General features: G+C 62.4%; 19 protein-coding genes. 12 read left to right on the top strand and 7 right to left on the bottom strand.

Annotated features, from left to right (window positions below):
• A complete protein-coding gene (locus tag DBO85_RS11115; protein ID WP_108107350.1) occupies positions 1-318 on the bottom strand; it encodes a Rieske (2Fe-2S) protein in 318 nt (105 codons plus the stop codon).
• 205 nt (positions 319-523) lie between these two features.
• Between DBO85_RS11115 and DBO85_RS11110 the strand changes: the two genes are divergently transcribed.
• Genes DBO85_RS11110 through DBO85_RS11100 form a run of 3 tightly spaced genes read left to right on the top strand, consistent with a single transcriptional unit; the run spans position 524 to position 3,171 of the window.
• Positions 524-1,504: a FecCD family ABC transporter permease gene (locus tag DBO85_RS11110; protein ID WP_177429768.1), complete on the top strand. Its 981-nt coding sequence runs from the start codon at positions 524-526 to the stop codon at positions 1,502-1,504.
• Complete coding sequence (locus DBO85_RS11105; protein WP_108107348.1) at positions 1,504-2,271, top strand: heme ABC transporter ATP-binding protein; 768 nt, start codon at positions 1,504-1,506, stop codon at positions 2,269-2,271. The genes DBO85_RS11110 and DBO85_RS11105 overlap by 1 nt, the downstream gene beginning before the upstream one ends.
• 9 nt (positions 2,272-2,280) lie before the next feature.
• Positions 2,281-3,171, top strand: coding sequence for a ChaN family lipoprotein (locus DBO85_RS11100; RefSeq protein ID WP_108107347.1), 891 nt, complete (start codon positions 2,281-2,283; stop codon positions 3,169-3,171).
• A gap of 396 nt (positions 3,172-3,567) precedes the next feature.
• On the opposite strand, the gene DBO85_RS11095 is transcribed toward DBO85_RS11100, so the two are convergent.
• From DBO85_RS11095 to DBO85_RS11075, 5 genes are all read right to left on the bottom strand, one after another.
• Positions 3,568-4,362, bottom strand: coding sequence for a Crp/Fnr family transcriptional regulator (locus DBO85_RS11095; protein WP_108107346.1), 795 nt, complete (start codon positions 4,360-4,362; stop codon positions 3,568-3,570).
• Positions 4,363-4,461: 99 nt separating this feature from the next.
• The gene (locus DBO85_RS11090; RefSeq protein WP_108107345.1) at positions 4,462-4,776 is read right to left on the bottom strand and encodes a TfoX/Sxy family protein; all 315 of its coding nucleotides are present in this window, start codon (positions 4,774-4,776) and stop codon (positions 4,462-4,464) included.
• Entirely contained in the window at positions 4,773-5,522 is a 750-nt protein-coding gene (locus DBO85_RS11085; RefSeq protein WP_108107344.1) for a class I SAM-dependent methyltransferase, read from the bottom strand. Before DBO85_RS11085 ends, DBO85_RS11090 begins: the two co-directional genes overlap by 4 nt.
• Positions 5,519-5,866: a pentapeptide repeat-containing protein gene (locus DBO85_RS11080; protein WP_108107343.1), complete on the bottom strand. Its 348-nt coding sequence runs from the start codon at positions 5,864-5,866 to the stop codon at positions 5,519-5,521. The genes DBO85_RS11085 and DBO85_RS11080 overlap by 4 nt, the downstream gene beginning before the upstream one ends.
• Before the next feature lie 66 nt (positions 5,867-5,932).
• A complete protein-coding gene (locus DBO85_RS11075; protein WP_108107342.1) occupies positions 5,933-7,492 on the bottom strand; it encodes a bifunctional aminoglycoside phosphotransferase/ATP-binding protein in 1,560 nt (519 codons plus the stop codon).
• A gap of 116 nt (positions 7,493-7,608) precedes the next feature.
• Between DBO85_RS11075 and mrcB the strand changes: the two genes are divergently transcribed.
• From mrcB to DBO85_RS11060, 3 genes are all read left to right on the top strand, one after another.
• Positions 7,609-9,924, top strand: coding sequence for a penicillin-binding protein 1B (gene mrcB, locus DBO85_RS11070; RefSeq protein ID WP_108107341.1), 2,316 nt, complete (start codon positions 7,609-7,611; stop codon positions 9,922-9,924).
• A gap of 140 nt (positions 9,925-10,064) precedes the next feature.
• Positions 10,065-10,736, top strand: coding sequence for a hypothetical protein (locus DBO85_RS11065; RefSeq protein WP_108107340.1), 672 nt, complete (start codon positions 10,065-10,067; stop codon positions 10,734-10,736).
• Between the two features lie 14 nt (positions 10,737-10,750).
• Positions 10,751-11,080 carry a YqcC family protein gene (locus tag DBO85_RS11060; RefSeq protein WP_108107339.1) on the top strand — a complete coding sequence of 110 codons (330 nt, stop codon included), beginning with the start codon at positions 10,751-10,753 and terminating at the stop codon, positions 11,078-11,080.
• A gap of 11 nt (positions 11,081-11,091) precedes the next feature.
• Here the strand turns inward: DBO85_RS11060 and DBO85_RS11055 are convergent, their stop codons facing one another.
• The gene (locus DBO85_RS11055) at positions 11,092-11,526 is read right to left on the bottom strand and encodes a DUF4124 domain-containing protein (protein WP_108107338.1); all 435 of its coding nucleotides are present in this window, start codon (positions 11,524-11,526) and stop codon (positions 11,092-11,094) included.
• 392 nt (positions 11,527-11,918) lie between these two features.
• On the opposite strand from DBO85_RS11055, the gene DBO85_RS11050 reads away from it, so the two are divergent.
• The 6 genes from DBO85_RS11050 to DBO85_RS11025 all read left to right on the top strand — a co-directional run bounded on the left by DBO85_RS11050 (position 11,919) and on the right by DBO85_RS11025 (position 17,838).
• Complete coding sequence (locus DBO85_RS11050) at positions 11,919-13,643, top strand: acetolactate synthase 3 large subunit (RefSeq protein WP_108107337.1); 1,725 nt, start codon at positions 11,919-11,921, stop codon at positions 13,641-13,643.
• Positions 13,644-13,645: 2 nt separating this feature from the next.
• Positions 13,646-14,137 (top strand): acetolactate synthase small subunit, encoded by a 492-nt coding sequence (gene ilvN, locus DBO85_RS11045; RefSeq protein WP_108107336.1) that lies wholly within the window; start codon positions 13,646-13,648, stop codon positions 14,135-14,137.
• A gap of 47 nt (positions 14,138-14,184) precedes the next feature.
• Entirely contained in the window at positions 14,185-15,201 is a 1,017-nt protein-coding gene (gene ilvC, locus DBO85_RS11040; protein WP_108107335.1) for a ketol-acid reductoisomerase, read from the top strand.
• A gap of 141 nt (positions 15,202-15,342) precedes the next feature.
• The gene (pssA, locus tag DBO85_RS11035) at positions 15,343-16,158 is read left to right on the top strand and encodes a CDP-diacylglycerol--serine O-phosphatidyltransferase (RefSeq protein WP_108107334.1); all 816 of its coding nucleotides are present in this window, start codon (positions 15,343-15,345) and stop codon (positions 16,156-16,158) included.
• Positions 16,159-16,218: 60 nt separating this feature from the next.
• A complete protein-coding gene (gene msrP / locus DBO85_RS11030) occupies positions 16,219-17,226 on the top strand; it encodes a protein-methionine-sulfoxide reductase catalytic subunit MsrP (RefSeq protein WP_108107333.1) in 1,008 nt (335 codons plus the stop codon).
• The gene (locus tag DBO85_RS11025) at positions 17,227-17,838 is read left to right on the top strand and encodes a ferric reductase-like transmembrane domain-containing protein (protein ID WP_108107332.1); all 612 of its coding nucleotides are present in this window, start codon (positions 17,227-17,229) and stop codon (positions 17,836-17,838) included.
• Positions 17,839-18,013 lie beyond the last annotated feature (175 nt).

Genomic DNA, 18,013 nt, shown 5'->3' with positions numbered 1-18,013 from the left:
TCAGGCCTCAGCCCACAATCCCTGATCGTCTTCGCGACATTCGATCGCCTGCAGCTGCGTACCGGGGCAGGGCCCGCTGACGCACTCGCCGCTCTCGATCAGGAACAGCGCACCATGGGTCGCGCACTGGATCAGGCTGTTGCTGTCGTCGAGGAAACGGTCGGGTTGCCACTCGAGCGGGACACCGCGATGCGGGCAGCGATTGAGGTAGACGTAGGCGCGGCCGTGCCTGCGCACCGCCAGCAGCGAGCGGCCCGGCAGCGCGAAGCCGCGGCTGCAACCCTCTGCCAGCTCGTCGGACGCACATAGACGGATCATCGGCTTCTCCTGCCCGGAACAACTGCGGGGGAGGCGATTATCCCGATGTCGCGGCATCGGCACCAGGTGCTCGGCGCGCTGGGCACTGGCGATGCCGTCGCAGGCCTCTTATCCTGCCGCCTGCTCCGGCCATTCGATGTACGCCTGCCCCATGAAGTCGCCGCCCAATTCACCTCTGCTGCTGAGCCTGCTCGTTGCCTTGCTGCTGCTGAGCATCTGGCTCTCGCTGGCGCTGGGGCCGGTCAGCCTGGATGCCGGTCAGGTTCTTGCGGCCTTGCCTGGGCTGGTCGGGCTGGGCGGTGACGGGCCGCCAGACCAGGCGCTGCTGATACTCGGACAGATACGCCTGCCGCGCACGCTGCTGGGTCTGTGCGTGGGCGCCGTGCTGGCGCTCTGCGGGGTGGCGATGCAGGGGTTGTTCCGCAATCCGCTGGCGGACCCCGGCCTGCTTGGCGTGTCCAGTGGCGCGGCGCTGGGGGCGGCGTTGGCAATCGTCGGCGGCGTCGCCCTGGGACATTCGCTGCGCGGGCTGGAGCCTTACCTGCTGTCGCTCTGCGCCTTTCTTGGCGGGTTGGCGGCGACGGCGCTGGTCTACCGTCTCGGTAGACGTGAAGGCCAGACCCATGTCGCGACCATGCTGCTGGCGGGAATTGCCGTCACCGCCCTGGCGGCGGCGGCGGTGGGTTTCTTCACCTATCTGGCTGACGACGCCGAGCTGCGCAAGCTGACGTTCTGGAATCTCGGCAGCCTCAACGGCGCGAGTTATGAGCGACTCTGGCCGCTGCTGCTGGTCACGCTGCTGGTCAGTCTATGGTTGCCGCGACGGGCGAAGGCCCTCAATGCCCTGCTGCTTGGCGAGTCAGAAGCGCGCCACCTGGGATTCGAAGTGCAGCGACTGAAGCGCGAGCTGGTGCTGTGCACGGCGCTGGGGGTAGGCGCTGCGGTGGCGGCAGCGGGTCTGGTCGGTTTCATTGGTCTGGTGGTGCCGCATCTGATGCGGCTACTGGTAGGGCCTGATCACCGTCTGCTGCTGCCTGCGGCCGGGCTGGCCGGTGCCTGCCTGCTGCTACTGGCGGATCTGCTGGCGCGGCTGCTACTGGCGCCTGCGGAGTTGCCCATTGGTATCGTGACCGCGCTGATCGGTGCGCCCTTCTTCCTGTTTCTTCTGCTAAGGGGACGTCACTGATGCTGCGAGCAGAAGGGTTGCAGCTGCGCCGAGCGGGCTTGGCCGTGCTGAATGATATCGATCTGGATCTTCGCGCCGGTGAAGTGCTCGGTGTGCTCGGCCCCAATGGCGCCGGCAAGAGCACTTTGATGGCGGCCCTCTGCGGCGAGCTGCCGCTGGCGGCGGGCAGTGTGGCGCTGGCCGGGAGAGCGCTACGTGCCTGGCGCGGCACCGAACGGGCGCAGCGGCTGGCGGTACTACCGCAACGCTCGAGCCTGGACTTCGCCTTCCGGGTGGAGGAAGTGGTGGCGATGGGGCGCATGCCGCACGCCAGCGGCAGCGAGGAAGACGCCCGTATCGTCGGTCGTGCGCTGCAGGCAGCGGACATCGAGCACCTGGCAGGACGCAGCTACCTGACGCTGTCCGGCGGCGAGCGTCAGCGTGTGCACGTCGCTCGCATCTTTGCCCAGCTCTGGCCTGGCGCGGCGGGCAAGGTACTGCTGCTGGACGAGCCGGTGTCGATGCTCGATCCGCTGCATCAGCACCTGACGCTGCAGGCTGTTCGCCAGTTGGCGGCCGACGGCGTGGCGGTGCTGGTCATCCTGCATGACCTCAACCTGGCTGCGCGTTACTGTGATCGCCTGCTGTTGCTGAGATCCGGCTGCGTGCGGGCGTTCGGAACGCCGCACGAGGTGTTGCAGGCGGAAATCCTGAAGCAGGTGTTCGATCTCGAGGTGCTGGTGCAGACTCATCCCGGCCTCGGTCACCCGCTGATCATCGACCGCTGAGGAGGGCAGATGAACCTGTTTCGCGCACTGCTGATCATGCTGGCCCTTTCCGGATGTCAGGCGAGTCTTCCACCACTGCCGCCATGGCAGGGCAGCGAGCGGCTCGATCATGCGCAACTGGGTGTCATCCTCGATCTGCGCAGTGGCCGGGCATTGCAGCCTGCCGAGCTGATCGATGCACTGGCGGAGGTGGAGCAGATCCTGGTTGGTGAACAACACGACAACCGTGATCACCACGCGTTGCAGCTATGGCTTCTGCAGGCGCTGCAGCAGCGCCGGGCGCAGGGCAGCCTGCTGCTGGAAATGCTCGAGCCGGCGCAGCAGCCGGCCGTGACGCGGACGCGCCAGTTGCTGGCGGAGGGTGAGGAGATCGCTTCGGTGCAGGCGTCGCTCGCCTGGAAGGAGGGCTGGCCGTGGCAACTGTATGGCGGCCTGGTCACCTATGCGCTTGAACAGCCCTACCCGCTGCTGGCAGCCAATATCGACCGCGAGGAGATGCTGGAGATCTTCCGCACGCCGCCGGTGCTCGAAGGCACGGCAAGCAATCGTCCAGGGGTGCGCCAGACGCTCATCGAGCAGCTTCGCGAGTCGCACTGCGGCATGCTCGGCGACGATCGGCTGCCGGCGATGCTGGCGGTACAACAGCAGCGCGACCGGCGCATGGCTGAGGCGCTGCAGCGTGCTCCGCAACCAAGCATGCTGCTGGCCGGCGCCTTCCACGTGCGACGTGATCTCGGCGTGCCGCTGCACCTGCAGGATCTCGGCTCGCGCGCGCAGGTCCGGGTGCTTCTGCTGTTGCCGGCAGGAAGCGCGGTGGACGCAAGCATGGCCGACTATGTCTGGTTTACCGCCGCACCAGCCGAGCAGGACTATTGCGCGCAGTTCAGAAGCAAGAGCTGAGTCTTCGTCGCAGGGGCTCACAAGGCGGTCAATGCAATGATCTCGCAGGCTGCTGGCCTGAAACTCTCTGCCTGGCGGCGCCGCCGAACAAAAGCGGCAGACAAAAAAAGACCCGGCAGAGCCGGGTCTAAAACCGTGTTTAGCCTGATGAGGAGATAATCTGAAAGTCCACTGCCTGGTCTTCCAGGTTACCCGCCGATCTCGCGATCAGCTGTGCTAATAATAACTATTATCATTTGAGAGTCAACCCTGTTTTCTCGGTTTGTTGATTCGGCGATGAGCGGTCATCATCCGCGGCCGCACGGCTCTGGTGGTGCGAGGCCACTCCGCTAGCGAGCGGGCAGAAAAAACCCGCCTTGAGGCGGGTCGAAGCGGCAAACGAGGTGTTCAGGGCATTCAGTCTTTGCTCAGACGCAGCTGCGTGATCTCCTTGTTCATCAGATCAATCCGTCGCGCCATGCTTTCTATCAGGCTGTGGGCGATGCGCGGATTGCTCTGCATCAGGCTGAGGAACTGCTCCTTCGGAATGACCATGACCGTGCAGGGCTCGCTGGCGATCACCGTGGCGCTGCGCTTCTCGCGGGTGAACACCGCCATGGCGCCAAAGATCTCGTCCTTCTGCACATCGCCGACCTTGTGCCCATCGACATAGGCCTCGGCATGGCCTTCGATGATGACGAAGACGTGGTCCGCTTCATCGTGCTGATGGATCAGTTCTTCGCCGGCGGCAAAGTGCTGGAAGCCGGTGGCAGGCCGGATCTCGGGTTGCTTTAGTCGCGCCAGGGCGTCCGAGAGCAGTGCGGTGTGGCCGATCAGGTACTGGGTGAACAGCTCCTGACGTTCCTCGCTGGCGTGTATGTGCTTGAAGGCGTCGCTACGTGCGTAGGGCTGCAGGCTTACCGGTTCGTCGCTGCTGTAACGCCAGCTGGGTAGCTCAAGGCCCTGGCGAAGTCCGACCAGATCTCCTTCCTGGAGATAGAAGAGAGGACGGTCATCGACCTGTGCGTGCAGCAGCCCGTCTTTTATCAGGAAGAGTTGGTTGCTTGGCACCATCTGCGAGAGATCGTCGATCTGATCAAAGGTAAGCAGTGGGCCGGCGGGCTCGAGTCCTTCCAGGAGCTGGGCCGGGATGCCTTGCAGGCGGTTCATCAGCTGGTCGGCGTAGGCCGGTTGCTCCCCGAGTAGGTACATACGGTGTGTTTCCTTGAACTGGCTGGAACGCTCAGGCGTTCAGCAAACAATAGGCGGCCTTCGGCGTCTCGTAAATCCCCCGCCGCGACAGGTTGTGAGCTAAGGCATGTTGTCGTCGTCGGCGGCCTCGAGGAGCTCGCGCAGTCGGGTCTTGTGGGTGATGGAAAGCTGATTCCAGTGTACGTCCAGCAGCGCACCTTCTATGGCATACAAGAGGACGAGCGAAGGGCGGAAGCCGCGTGCGCGTACGTTGCGAAACGCCTGCACGGCACCCAGCTCGCGCAGAGTGCGCTCATCCCGGATGCCTGCGGCGTGCAACCATTGTGCTGAGGTGCGCCCGAGGTTGCGCAGGGTCTGCAGCTGTTCCTCTGCGGCAGGCCTGCTGCGTTGCTGGCTTGGCGAAGACTTCTTCATTGATTGCGCCCGGCGATGACGTGAAGCTTCCAGCAGATGTCGCGGGGCTGCTCCGCATCGCCCCAGGCGCTTGTCAGCTCGGCGCGCAGCGATTCGAGCGGATTGCACCCGGTGAGCTTCTCGCAGGTGCGCACGGCGGACCAGGTGCCCAGATAGCCCAGAAGCTGGCTCAGAGACCAGCTTAGCCGGATCTGCTGTGGCGGGGCTGGCAACGGCGGCAGCGGCAGCACGATGTCGCTATAGCCAAGATCGACGCTGGCGCGGCCGCTGGGCCAGTAGGCAGCGACCAGCGAGCTATGCAGGTAGGTGGTCAGTTCGTCGATCCGCGGGCTGATCTGCGCCAGCCCATAGCACCAGGCGCAGAACAGTCCGCCTGGACGCAGGGTTCGACTGACTTCGCTGAAGAAGTCTGAGCCGGCGAACCAGTGCAGCGCCTGGGCGACGACGATCAGATCAAGGCAGTCATCCGTCAGCGGCAACTGCCGGGCATCGCAGACGATGCGCTGAGCCCGTGGCGGGAAGTGGCCGGCGCTCAGCAGCGGCAGGCTGGTGTCGCAGGACAGTACTTCGGCGAAGCGAGCGCCCAGCGGCACGCTCGCTTGGCCAGACCCGCATGCGATATCCAGCGCCCGTTGGTGCTCGGCGCAGTTTGCGGTCAGCCAGTCGAACAGCTCCGTCGGATAGTCGGGGCGGAACTCGGCGTATGCACCGGCCCGTTCGCCGAACAGGCTTGCGACCTCCGTCACCGGGTGACTCGGTAGCGCAGGCGCGTGCCGAAATTCACCGACATCAGAATTTCATCCGGATCGAGCTCGAAGGGGAAGAAGGTCCCGGAGATCTGTGCATGAGCCAGGCTGGCGCCTTCGAGCAGGGCGTTGCGCAGATCCACGCCGCGCAGATCTGCCCCGCGGAAGTAGGCGTCGCGAAAGTCGACCCCTTTGGCATCCAGGTTGCGAAGGTCGAGCCCGCGAAAATCGCCTTCGCGCATGTCGACGCTGGGGTAGGAAATCCGCTGCGAGTTGAATGTGGTGATGTCTTCACTGCGCAGCAGACGATAGAGGGGACTTTCCAGTTGGTGCGGCTGAGTCATCGGGCGCCTTCCAGTGATTGCCTGGCGGAAGTATAGAGCGCCTGCGAATATCTGCCGCGAGGGTCCTCAAATGCCCGGCAGGCGCTGCCGGATCTGCTCCACCAGAGAGTCCAGACTGGCGGCATCGTTGGTGTCCACCCGCTTGCTCAGGCTCTGCTCCGTCGCATCCAGCGCTTCGCGCGACGCCTGCTGCGCCTGGATCACTTCCAGGGTCGCGTCGGAGGGGTCGCTGCCTTCCTTCCGGCGTAGCTCAAGCCAGCCGGCAATGACTTGCTCTGGCGCCTGGCAGTCAAGGATGAGAAAAGGCACGCCGGTCTCTTCGGCGATCTGCCAGGCAGCCTTGCGCTGTGCGCCCCTCAGGTAGGTTGCGTCGATGACCACCGGAAAGCCCGCGTGCAGGGCCTGATCCGCCAGTTGGTGGAGTCGCTGGTAGGTGGCTTGCGTGGCCTGCTCGTCGTAGATGCCTGCCCCGACGGCGGCGGTCTGCGCGCCCGTGCTGGCATGCAGACGCTTGCGCTCCACGTCCGAGCGCAGGCGAATGGCGCCGAAGGCTTCGACAAGACGCATGGCGACCTGGCTCTTGCCGACGGCAGACACGCCATGGGTGACGAACAGAAAACGCGAAGGAATACCGCTGTAGCCTTCCGCCAGATTGGCGTAGCGGCGGTACTGACGCAGGATCACCGCGCGCTGTACCGGGTCCTGTTCCTGGCCCAGGCGGAACAGGCTGACTTTCGCCCTTACCAGCGCGCGGTACGATTTGTAGAGGTTGAGCAGATCCAGGGCCTGGTAGTCACCGGTGGCTTCGAGCCAGCCGTTGATGAAGCGCCGCGCCAGCGGGCGCAGGCCGCGGTCTTCCAGGTCCATGGCCAGAAAGGCTGCGTCCGAGGCAATGTCGATCAGCCGGAAGGGCTCGTTGAACTCGATGCAATCGAACAGAACCACCTTGCCGTCCAGCAAGGTGGCATTGCCCAGGTGGATGTCTCCGTGGCATTCGCGGATCGATCCATTGCCTGCACGGGCGGTCAGCAGTGGCTCCAGGCGAGTGAAGCTGCTCTCGGTCCAGGCTTCCAGAGCGTCGAGCTGGAGCAGGTCGGCCTTGTCGCTCAGCAGCGGGCGAATCTGCTCGAAGTTCTGCCGCAGCGGCGCGACGATCGATTCTGCCGAGCACAGCGGATGGTTCTTTTCCACTGGCGGAGTGGCCTGGTGAAAGCGCGCAATCTGTTCGGCAAGCGCGTCAATGTGCTGTGCTGTCAGTTCGCCACGAGCCTGGACCTTGTCCAGCAGTTGCCCCTGCGGGAACTGGCGCATCTTCAGCAGATATTCGACGGGGGAGCCCTCGCCGGCAAGCTGGGGTTCGGCTTCGCTACCGGTGACCGGTATGACATCAAGGTACAGGTTGTCGGTAAGTCGCTGGTTGAGTCGCAGCTCCTCCTCGCAGAAGTGCTTGCGTGCATCCAGTGTGGTGAAATTGAGGAAACCGAAGTCCACCGGCTTCTTGATCTTGTAGGCGAAGGGGCCGGTCAGGATGACCCAGGAAATGTGCGTCTCGATGACCTCGAAAGTCTCTACCGGATGAGGGTAGAGGGCGGGGTTCTGCAGCGCGGCGATCAGGGTTTGGCTCACGGGCTGTCCTTCAGTTCAACAGTCGGATTTGGCGCGCATTATGGCGGCTGTGACCGCCCCTGCAAACCGCGGTGGCTTCCTGCCCGGTACAGACAAAGTGCGTATAATCCGCCGCCATGACTCGATCCCGCACTTCCCGTTCCCGTAAGAAACGCCACCCTGGCCGCCTGCGTTGGCTGTTCGGCTGGGCGCTCAAACTCTCGCTCGTTGGTCTGGTGGTCCTGGCCGGCTTCGCCGTCTATCTCGACGCTGTCGTGCAGGAGAAGTTTTCCGGCAAGCGCTGGACAGTTCCTGCGAAGGTCTATGCGCGGCCGCTGGAGCTGTTCGTCGGCCAGAAGCTCGCCCGGGATGACTTCCTCAGGGAGCTGGATGCGCTGGGCTACCGGCGCGAAAGCAATGTCGCCGGGCCGGGCGTCGCAGCGGTGGCAGGCAATACCGTCGAGCTGCATACGCGCGGCTTCCAGTTCTATGAAGGGCCGGAGCGAGCTCAGCGCGTACGTGTGCGTTTCTCCGGCAACCATGTGGTAGGCCTCGATCAGGCCGGTGGCGGGAGTCTTGCGGTTGCGCGAATGGAACCCCTGCTGATCGGCGGGCTCTATCCGGCGCACAACGAGGATCGGATTCTGATCAAGCTGGATCAGGTGCCGCCCTATCTGGTTGAAACGCTGGTCGCGGTCGAGGACAGGGATTTCTTCAGTCACCTGGGTGTATCGCCCAAGTCGATCGCGCGGGCCATATGGGTGAACGCTACCGCCGGACAGATGCGTCAGGGCGGCAGTACCCTGACGCAGCAGTTGGTGAAGAACTTCTACCTGACCAGCGAGCGGACCCTCAGCCGCAAGCTCACCGAAGCAATGATGGCGGTACTGCTGGAACTGCATTACGAAAAGGAGGACATCCTTGAGGCCTATCTGAACGAAGTCTTTCTCGGTCAGGACGGCCAGCGGGCCGTACATGGCTTCGGTCTGGCGTCGCAATATTTCTTCAATCAGCCGCTTGCCGAGTTGCAGCTCGATCAGGTGGCACTACTGGTGGGGATGGTCAAGGGGCCTACTTATTACAATCCCCGACGCCATCCCGAGCGGACCCTGGCTCGCCGCAACCTGATCCTGGATCTGCTGGCTGAGCAGGGCGTCGTCAGTGTCGAACAGGCTACCGCGGCGAAGCAGAAGCCGCTGGGGGTTTCCGCCCGCGGCACGTTGGCCAACAGCTCCTATCCGGCCTTCCTCGATCTGGTCAAGCGGCAGCTGCGGCAGGACTATCAGGAATCTGACCTGACCGAGGAGGGGCTGCGGATCTTCACCAGTTTCGATCCGATCATCCAGCTCAAGGCGGAAGCGGCTCTGGCCGACACCTTCAAGCGTCTGGACGGGCGCAAGGGTGTCGACGAGGTCCAGGCAGCGATGGTCGTCAGCAATCCGGAAACCGGCGAGGTTCAGGCGCTGGTTGGCAGTCGCCAGCCGCGCTTTGCCGGGTTCAATCGGGCTCTGGATGCGCAGCGGCCAATCGGCTCGCTGATCAAGCCGGCCATTTATCTCGCCGCGCTGGAAAGGCCCAGTCAGTACACCCTGACCAGTTGGCTCGAGGATGAGCCGATATCGATCAAGGGGCGCGATGGACAGGTCTGGCAGCCGCAGAACTATGATCGCAAGGCTCATGGCACCATCTATCTCTATCAGGGGCTGGCCAGCTCCTACAATCTGTCCACGGCGCGCCTGGGGCTGGATCTGGGGGTTCCCACGGTACTGAAGACGGTGGAGAGGCTCGGGGTTGAACAGAGCTGGCCCGCCTATCCCTCGATGCTGCTTGGCGCAGGCGGAATGACCCCGATGCAGGTCACCGGGATGTACCAGACGCTGGCCAATGGCGGCTTCAATACTCCCTTGCGCGGGATTCGCAGCGTGCTGACCGCAGAGGGAGAGCCGCTCAAGCGCTATCCCTTCCAGATCCAGCAGCGCTTTGATCCGGGGGCCATCTATCTGGTGCAGGAAGCAATGCAGCGTGTCATGCGTGAGGGTACCGGCCGCTCGGTCTACGGGCAGTTGCCTGCGAGGCTGAACGTGGCAGGCAAGACCGGAACCAGCAATGACTCGCGCGATAGCTGGTTCGCAGGTTTCAGCCAGGACCTGCTCGCGGTGGTCTGGCTTGGCCGGGACGACAACGGACCGACGCCGCTCACCGGCGCTTCCGGGGCGCTGCAGGTGTGGGCCAGCTTCATGCGTCAGGCAGATCCGATGTCACTTGAAGCACCGATGCCGGATAACGTTACGCTTGCCTGGGTGGATGCCTACACCGGCGAAGGTTCCGACGCGGGCTGCCCGAATGCGGTGCAGATGCCCTACATCCGCGGCAGTCAGCCGTCGCCGGGCGTGTCCTGCGGTGGCCAGGAGGCCGGCGGGGTGATGGACTGGGTGCGCGGCTGGCTCGACTAAGGCTCTGGTAGGGCTGCGCGAAGCTTTAGTTGTCCGCTGTGGCAGGACTGCGTCGGCCGATCAGGCCGGCGTTGGAGTCATGGCCGCATTACATGATTTTTAGCGGATCTTTGATCAACGGCTAGCAAAGGGTGCGATATATGAAATTGACGGTTCCTGCATTGCTCTGCGTGGTCGCGCTTGGAGGCTGTGCGACCGTACAGCGTGGATCCATTCCCGTGGTGGAGGCTTCGGGTAGTGCCTCCGAGCTGGAGCGCGACGCGGATTACACCCGTGCGACGTCCGGTCAGTCCTACGGGGCCCAGCCGGTGACCGAGCCGTCCGCGGGTGACGCGGTGGTGGTGATGGTGCCGCAGCAATCGGCCGGATCGCCTTTGCAGGTCTGGTCGGCAGACTCTCCCCAGGCGCCGCAGCCCAGCTATGACACTCCAGTCATTTCCCAGTCGCCCAGCGGCATTCCCAGCGGCGGGCTTGCCGCAGACGAGCAACTGGACGGCCCAGTGCTGGCATTGCTGACCGCCGCGCAGCAGCAGCAGGCGGGAGGAGACCTGAACGGGGCTTCGTCGAGTCTTGAGCGGGCGCAGCGGATTGCACCCCGTGAGCCGCAGGTGCTCTATCGCTTGGCGGAAGTGCGATTGGCCCAGGGCGATGCGGTCCAGGCCGAGCAGTTTGCGCGCCGCGGTCTGAGCTATGCGGCGGGTCGTCCGGCGCTGCAGGCGAGCCTGTGGGACCTGATTGCACAATCCCGCGAGCGAATGGGGGATGCAGCAGGTGCAGCCCAGGCGCGCCAGAATGCGCGGGTTAGCCTGTGACCGATGTGGGGCTGATGGCGGAACTTGCCGACCACCTGCTCGCCATCGAGCGGGCGTTGCGAGTGGCGGGTCTCTGGTCCAGCGAGCCGCCCTCGCCTCAGGCCCTGGCAAGCGAGCAGCCATTCTGCATCGACACCTTGACGTTCGAGCAGTGGCTGCAATGGGTACTGTTGCCGCGAATGAAGGTGTTGCTGGAGAAGAACTTGCCGCTGCCCAGTGCATCCGGTGTGACCGAGATGGCCGAAGTCGTCTGGGCGACGCGCGCCGACTCGCTAGTCGGCGTGATGCGCGCGCTGCAGGATTTCGACCGGTTGCTCGCGGCGCATGCTAGGCGCTCGCTTTAGACTGCCTGGGGTCAGTCGCAGTTCTCGCTGATGGCTTTCTGCGCTTCTTCGATTTTCGCCTGACGCTCTTCTTCTGAAAGACGGCGCAACTCGCCTTCTTCCTCGATCCGCACGCGGGGATTGTTCTGCAACTGAACGAGGTTGGTCCGGACCTGCAGGCAATAGCTCTCCAGTGCTTCCTGGTCCGCTGCAATCTTGGCTTTCACGTCCGTTTCGACTTCCTTCTGTTTTTCCTGGTCGCCTTTGTCTTGCGCTGGCTGGGATCGCTGAGGTGGAGTGGAGGGCTGTGAAATGACCGGGTTGATGCGCTCGGCCTGCACCCCTTGCGGAGGCTGGGTGCCGAAGTGAGTAACCCCCTGGGCATCGACCCACTTGTAGATCGACCCAGCCATTGCCGGAGCGGCGAGGGCGAGCAACAGACTGCTACTGAGGATGAGGCGGCGCATACGAGTTCCTTCGTTAGTGCGGAAAGATGACGGTTACTATAACCAAAAGCACCGAAATGACATGCAAGGCTCGTCACAGCGCCAGAAAGGCTCTCTGGCGACTTGACTTGCCGGCCTCTAATCCGAACAATTCGCCGTTCGCTGTAGTAAGGCTGCCAGAAGCATGCCTTCTCGGTAGATCATGAGGCGCAAACCCGCGTCGACCTGTTACACCCGCAACGCGTTACCTCGCGCTGGGTGGGAGATCCCCGCAACACTCTGGGTGCTCCCGATGCTTGCTCAGTAGTAGCTGACGTAGTCGGCGACCACCGTCGCTCATGCTCTGCTTGGCAGTAAACCTGAATCGAGCCGCCCGCGAGGGGTGGTTTTCTGGCGTTCTAGAGGTGAAAAACGTGGAACTCTTGTCCGGCGCTGAGATGGTCGTCCGCTTCCTGCGTGACGAAGGCGTTAAGTATATCTATGGGTACCCGGGCGGTGCCCTGCTGCACATCTACGATGCCCTGTTCAAGGAAAAGGAAGTCACGCACATCCTGGTGCGTCATGAGCAGGCCGCAACCCATATGGCGGACGGCTATGCCCGTGCGACCGGCAAGGCAGGTGTCGTTCTGGTGACCTCCGGTCCCGGCGCGACCAATGCCATCACCGGTATCGCCACCGCCTACATGGATTCCATCCCGATGGTGGTCATTTCCGGCCAGGTGCCGAGTACCATGGTCGGGACCGATGCTTTCCAGGAGACCGACATGATCGGCATCTCCCGGCCGATCGTGAAGCACAGCTTCATGATCAAGCATCCGTCGGAAATCCCTGAGGTGATGAAGAAGGCTTTCTACATCGCTGAATCCGGTCGTCCGGGGCCGGTTGTGGTGGATATTCCCAAGGACATGACCAACCCGGCGGAGAAGTTCGAATACGTCTACCCGAAGAAGGTCAAGCTGCGCTCCTATAGCCCGGCTGCCCGCGGTCATTCCGGCCAGATCCGCAAGGCCGTCGAGATGCTGCTCGCGGCTAAGCGTCCTGTGCTTTATGCCGGCGGTGGCGTGATTCTGGGTGGCGCTTCGGCGCAGCTCACCGAGCTTGCGAAGTCGCTCAACCTGCCGGTGACCAATACCCTGATGGGTCTTGGCTGCTATCCGGGCTCGGATCGCCAGTTCGTCGGCATGCTCGGCATGCACGGCAGCTACACGGCCAACCTGACCATGCACCATGCGGACGTGATTCTCGCCGTTGGGGCGCGCTTCGATGACCGCGTGATCAATGGGGCGGCCAAGTTCTGCCCGAACGCCAAGATCATCCATGTCGATGTCGATCCGGCGTCCATCTCCAAGACCATCAAGGCGGACATTCCCATCGTCGGTCCGGTGGATAGCGTGCTGACCGAAATGGTGGCGATCCTCAAGGAGATCGGCCAGGCACCGAACAAGGAAGTGGTGGCAAGTTGGTGGAAGCAGATCGAGGAGTGGCGTGGCAGTGGCCGCCTGTTCCCCTACAACGAGGGTGACGGCAGCATCATCAAGCCGCAGGCCGTCGTCGAGGCGCTGTGCGAAGTGACTCGTGGCGACGCCTATGTCAGCTCCGACGTGGGCCAGCACCAGATGTTCGCGGCGCAGTACTACCGCTTCGACAAGCCCAATCGCTGGATCAACTCCGGCGGCCTGGGCACCATGGGTTTCGGTCTGCCGGCGGCGATGGGCGTGAAGCTGAACTTCCCTGAGGCGGACGTCGCCTGCGTTACCGGTGAAGGCAGCATCCAGATGAATATCCAGGAGCTGTCGACCTGCCTGCAGTACGACCTGCCGGTGAAGATCATCAACCTGAACAACGGTGCGCTGGGCATGGTTCGCCAGTGGCAGGACATGCAGTACAGCAGTCGCTACTCGCATTCCTACATGGAGTCTCTGCCGGACTTCGTCAAGCTGGCCGAGGCCTATGGTCACGTCGGTATGCGCATCACCGAGCTCAAGGACCTCAAGCCAAAGCTCGAGGAAGCCTTTGCCCTCAAGGATCGCCTGGTGTTCCTCGATATCGCGGTCGATACCAGCGAGCACGTTTACCCGATGCAGATCCGTGATGGCGCAATGCGCGACATGTGGCTGAGCAAGACGGAGCGGACCTGATCATGCGTCATATCATTTCCCTGTTGATGGAAAACGAACCGGGCTCGCTGTCTCGCGTGGTGGGTCTGTTCTCGCAGCGCAACTACAACATCGAAAGCCTTACCGTGGCGCCGACCGAGGATCCGACGCTGTCGCGCCTGACCCTGACCACCATCGGGCATGACGAGGTGATCGAGCAGATCACCAAGAACCTCAACAAGCTGATCGAGGTGGTGAAGCTGGTCGATCTGTCGGAGAGCGCGCACATCGAGCGCGAGCTGCTGTTGGTCAAGGTCAAGGCAACCGGCGCCCAGCGCGCCGAGATCAAGCGTACGACCGACATCTTCCGCGGCCAGATCGTCGACGTCACCAGTAGCGTCTACACCATCCAGCTGGCAGGAACGAGTGAGAAACTGGACAGCTTCATCCAGGCGATCGGCACCACGTCGATTCTGGAGACCGTCCGCAGTGGCGTCACCGGCATTGCCCGTGGCGACAAAGTGCTGAGCATCTGACCCCTTTAATGATCGGCCGAGCAGGCCGGAGAAACGAGGAACCGTTCATGAAAGTGTATTACGACAAAGACTGCGACCTTTCCATCATCCAGGGCAAGAAAGTCGCCATCATCGGCTACGGTTCGCAGGGCCATGCGCATGCCTGCAACCTGAAGGATTCCGGTGTCGACGTCACTGTCGGTCTGCGTGCTGGTTCGGCTACCGTCGCCAAAGCCGAAGCCCACGGTCTGAAAGTCACCGACGTGAAGAGCGCCGTCGCTGCGGCCGATCTGGTCATGATCCTGACTCCCGACGAGTTTCAGTCCAAGTTGTACAAGGAAGAAGTCGAGCCGAACCTGAAGAAGGGCGCCACCCTGGCGTTCGCCCACGGTTTCGCCATCCACTACAACCAGGTCGTGCCGCGCGCCGATCTGGACGTGATCATGATTGCACCCAAGGCTCCGGGTCACACCGTGCGCTCCGAGTTCGTCAAGGGCGGCGGCATTCCTGACCTGGTTGCGATCTATCAGGACGCTTCGGGCAATGCCAAGAACGTTGCCTTGTCCTACGCCTGTGGCGTCGGCGGTGGCCGTACCGGGATCATCGAAACAACCTTCAAGGACGAGACCGAAACCGACCTGTTCGGCGAGCAGGCTGTCCTCTGTGGTGGTTGCGTCGAACTGGTCAAGGCCGGTTTCGACACTCTGGTAGAAGCTGGCTACGCGCCGGAGATGGCCTACTTCGAGTGTCTGCACGAACTGAAGCTGATCGTCGACCTGATGTTCGAAGGCGGCATCGCCAACATGAACTACTCGATTTCCAACAACGCCGAGTACGGTGAGTACGTGACCGGCCCGGAAGTCATCAATGCCGAGTCCCGTGCGGCCATGCGCAACGCACTCAAGCGCATCCAGAACGGCGAGTACGCGAAGATGTTCATCGCCGAAGGCGCGCACAACTACCCGTCGATGACTGCCTATCGTCGCAACAACGCGGCACACGGCATCGAAGTGGTTGGCGAGAAGCTGCGCGCGATGATGCCCTGGATCGCCGCCAACAAGATCGTCGACAAGGCCAAGAACTGATCGCTTGGTGACGAGGAAAAAACGCGGCCATGGCCGCGTTTTTTCGTTCTGCTCCAGGCATCTGGTATAAAGCCGGTCACTTGGTCCGAACCCAAGGCGCAAGGACCTGTCCCATCCGTAAACGCGCGCAAGGTATTGCAAATGAGCGAACGTCCAGAAGACTCCAGCAGCGAATCTGCACCGGAAAGCCTCTTGCCCATCGATGAGCACATCGAGGAAGGGCGAGACGCCGAGGGTCGCAAGGTTCGTCATCGTGGCATCTATCTACTGCCCAATCTGTTCACCACGGCGAATCTGTTCGCCGGCTTCTACTCGATCATCAACGCCATGAACGGCAACTACTATGTTGCGGCGGCGGCGGTGTTCGTTGCGATGGTGCTTGACGGTCTGGATGGTCGGGTAGCGCGGCTGACCAATACCCAGAGTGCCTTCGGCGCCGAGTACGACTCATTGTCCGACATGGTGGCCTTCGGCATGGCGCCGGCGCTGCTCGCCTTCGAGTGGGCGCTGGGCAGTCTGGGCAAGGTCGGCTGGATGGTGGCCTTCATCTATGTTGCAGGCGCGGCATTGCGCCTGGCGCGCTTCAATACGCAGATCGGCAAGGTCGACAAGAAATGGTTTATCGGGCTCGCTAGTCCGGCGGCGGCAGGCGTGGTCGCGGGGACCGTGTGGGCCTTTAGCGACTTCGGCATCAAGGGCTCGAACATGTCCTTCGTCGTGGCTATGCTGGTTGCTGCGGCAGGCATGCTGATGGTCAGCAATATCAAGTACTACAGCTTCAAGGACCTGGATCTGAAAGGGCGCGTACCTTTCGTTGCGATCCTGGCCGTGGTGCTGGTCTTTGCGGTTGTCTTCAGCGATCCGCCAAGGGTGCTGCTACTGATCTTCCTGGTCTACGCGGTATCCGGCCCGGTTCAGTACCTCCTGCAGTTGCGTCGACGCAAGCAGGTGGAATGATCTGATTATTGAAAGCCCTGGAAGACAGGGCTTTCGCGCAAATGAAGGCGGAGGATCTGCATGCTCATCAAGGTGCCTAAGGTGTCATCCGCCGCTGAGTCCGAGGTGACCCCAGAGGCGGTCTACCTTTCTCGCCGCAGCGTATTGGCTGCGCTTGCTGCTGGCTCTTTGAGTGGTGCGCTAGCATTGCCGGCTCGCGCTGATGAGCGCTTTGCGGATGTTCCGTCGCCCGAGTCCGTGCCGCCATTTCTAGAGTCGCGACTGGCCGCAGTCCCTGCGGTGGAGCTCCCGTCAGGAGAGGAGGTCACACCGTTTTTCGATGCGACCCACTACAACAACTTCTACGAGTTCGGTTCCAGCAAGCAGGATCCTTCCCGTCATGCTGGTGAGCTGGTCACCGATCCATGGTCGGTGGAGATAGACGGCGAGGTTGCTCGACCTGGCCGCTACTCGCTTGAGGATCTTCTCTCCCAAGTGACACTGCAGGAGCGCATTTACCGGCTGCGTTGCGTCGAAGGTTGGTCGATGGTGATTCCCTGGATCGGCTTTCCTCTGGCTGAACTGATTCGGCGAGTAGAGCCCAGTGGCCACGCTCGCTACCTCCAATTCGAGACTTTGGTGCGGCGCGAGCAGATGCGTGGCGTACGTTCGGAGCTCGGGTTGATCGCGTGGCCTTATATAGAAGGACTTCGACTGGACGAGGCCATGCATCCGCTGACGATACTCGCTGTCGGTATGTATGGCCGCTCGCTGCCCAATCAGAACGGTGCGCCGCTGCGGTTGGTGGTGCCGTGGAAGTATGGCTTCAAGAGCATCAAGTCGATCATCCGCATCAGCTTCGTTCGTGACCGCCCGGCAACTACCTGGCAGACGATGGCGCCTGAGGAGTATGGGTTCTACGCCAACGTCAATCCGGCAGTCAGCCATCCGCGCTGGTCGCAGGCCAGGGAGCGGCGTCTGCCAAACAGCCTGTTTAAGCCGAATGTGCGCCCGACGCAGCTGTTCAACGGATATGCGGAAGAGGTCGCGTCTCTCTATTCGGGAATTGATCTGCGCAGGGATTACTGAATGCCGTTTCCTGGTTTCAGAGCGGCGGTATTTCTGCTCGCGCTTGCGCCGCTGCCCGTCTGGATAGCGCAGGCGGTTTACGGGACGCTGGCGCCGGATCCCGGCAAGGTGCTGCTGATCAGATTCGCCCATGGCGCGCTGGTCTTATTATTGGTGGCGCTGGCGGTATCTTCTCTTCGCAGACTGACCGGATGGGTGGGGTGGTTGGCGATAAGACGTCAACTCGGGCTGTGGTCGTTCTTCTATGGCCTGCTTCACCTGCTGGCCTACCTCTTCTTCATTCTGGGAATGGACCTGAGTGCGCTGCCCCAGGAGCTGGTGGAGCGCCCTTACGTTCTGGTCGGTGCGCTGGCCTTTTTCGGGCTGGCGCTGCTGGCGCTGACATCGAATCGTTACAGCATCCGCCGCCTGGGTTCGCGATGGCGACTGCTGCACCGTCTTGTCTATCCAGTCCTTGTGCTGGTGCTGCTGCACTATCTATGGGTGGTTCGTGCAGACGTTGGCGAATGGAGTCTTTACGCCTTCGCAGGGGCTTTGCTGTTGTTGGAGCGAGCGCCGCTCAGGCGGCTCATCCAGGGGCTGAAGAAAAGTTTCAACAAAAGTGCCAAATAGCTGTTGACGCTGAGAATCGCAGGCCTATAATGCGCACCACTTCCAGCGTGACTCGTTCGGAAAAGCCTTTGTAAAACAAGAGCTTAGAAGAAAATAAAGGTTGCGCTGGTGGCGGATTCGAGTAGAATGCGCCGGGCTTCAGGAGGTGGTTTGATCCTGAGGTTGTCTCGGAGTC

This window comes from Pseudomonas mangrovi (assembly GCF_003052585.1).
GTDB lineage: Bacteria > Pseudomonadota > Gammaproteobacteria > Pseudomonadales > Pseudomonadaceae > Aquipseudomonas > Aquipseudomonas mangrovi.
Note: the sequence above shows the minus strand (reverse complement) of the source record. Positions and strands in the feature narration are given on the sequence as shown.

Bases quoted from the DNA above. Each gene is read 5' to 3' on its own strand.
- DBO85_RS11055 (WP_108107338.1), bottom strand. From the start codon at position 11,526: ATGCGCCGCCTCATCCTCAGTAGCAGTCTGTTGCTCGCCCTCGCCGCT.
- DBO85_RS11080 (WP_108107343.1), bottom strand. From the start codon at position 5,866: ATGACTCAGCCGCACCAACTGGAAAGTCCCCTCTATCGTCTGCTGCGC.
- DBO85_RS11065 (WP_108107340.1), top strand. From the start codon at position 10,065: ATGAAATTGACGGTTCCTGCATTGCTCTGCGTGGTCGCGCTTGGAGGC.
- msrP (WP_108107333.1), top strand. From the start codon at position 16,219: ATGCTCATCAAGGTGCCTAAGGTGTCATCCGCCGCTGAGTCCGAGGTG.
- DBO85_RS11025 (WP_108107332.1), top strand. From the start codon at position 17,227: ATGCCGTTTCCTGGTTTCAGAGCGGCGGTATTTCTGCTCGCGCTTGCG.
- DBO85_RS11105 (WP_108107348.1), top strand. From the start codon at position 1,504: ATGCTGCGAGCAGAAGGGTTGCAGCTGCGCCGAGCGGGCTTGGCCGTG.
- DBO85_RS11100 (WP_108107347.1), top strand. From the start codon at position 2,281: ATGAACCTGTTTCGCGCACTGCTGATCATGCTGGCCCTTTCCGGATGT.
- ilvC (WP_108107335.1), top strand. From the start codon at position 14,185: ATGAAAGTGTATTACGACAAAGACTGCGACCTTTCCATCATCCAGGGC.
- DBO85_RS11060 (WP_108107339.1), top strand. From the start codon at position 10,751: ATGGCGGAACTTGCCGACCACCTGCTCGCCATCGAGCGGGCGTTGCGA.
- DBO85_RS11090 (WP_108107345.1), bottom strand. From the start codon at position 4,776: ATGAAGAAGTCTTCGCCAAGCCAGCAACGCAGCAGGCCTGCCGCAGAG.
- DBO85_RS11095 (WP_108107346.1), bottom strand. From the start codon at position 4,362: ATGTACCTACTCGGGGAGCAACCGGCCTACGCCGACCAGCTGATGAAC.
- mrcB (WP_108107341.1), top strand. From the start codon at position 7,609: ATGACTCGATCCCGCACTTCCCGTTCCCGTAAGAAACGCCACCCTGGC.
- DBO85_RS11115 (WP_108107350.1), bottom strand. From the start codon at position 318: ATGATCCGTCTATGTGCGTCCGACGAGCTGGCAGAGGGTTGCAGCCGC.
- pssA (WP_108107334.1), top strand. From the start codon at position 15,343: ATGAGCGAACGTCCAGAAGACTCCAGCAGCGAATCTGCACCGGAAAGC.
- ilvN (WP_108107336.1), top strand. From the start codon at position 13,646: ATGCGTCATATCATTTCCCTGTTGATGGAAAACGAACCGGGCTCGCTG.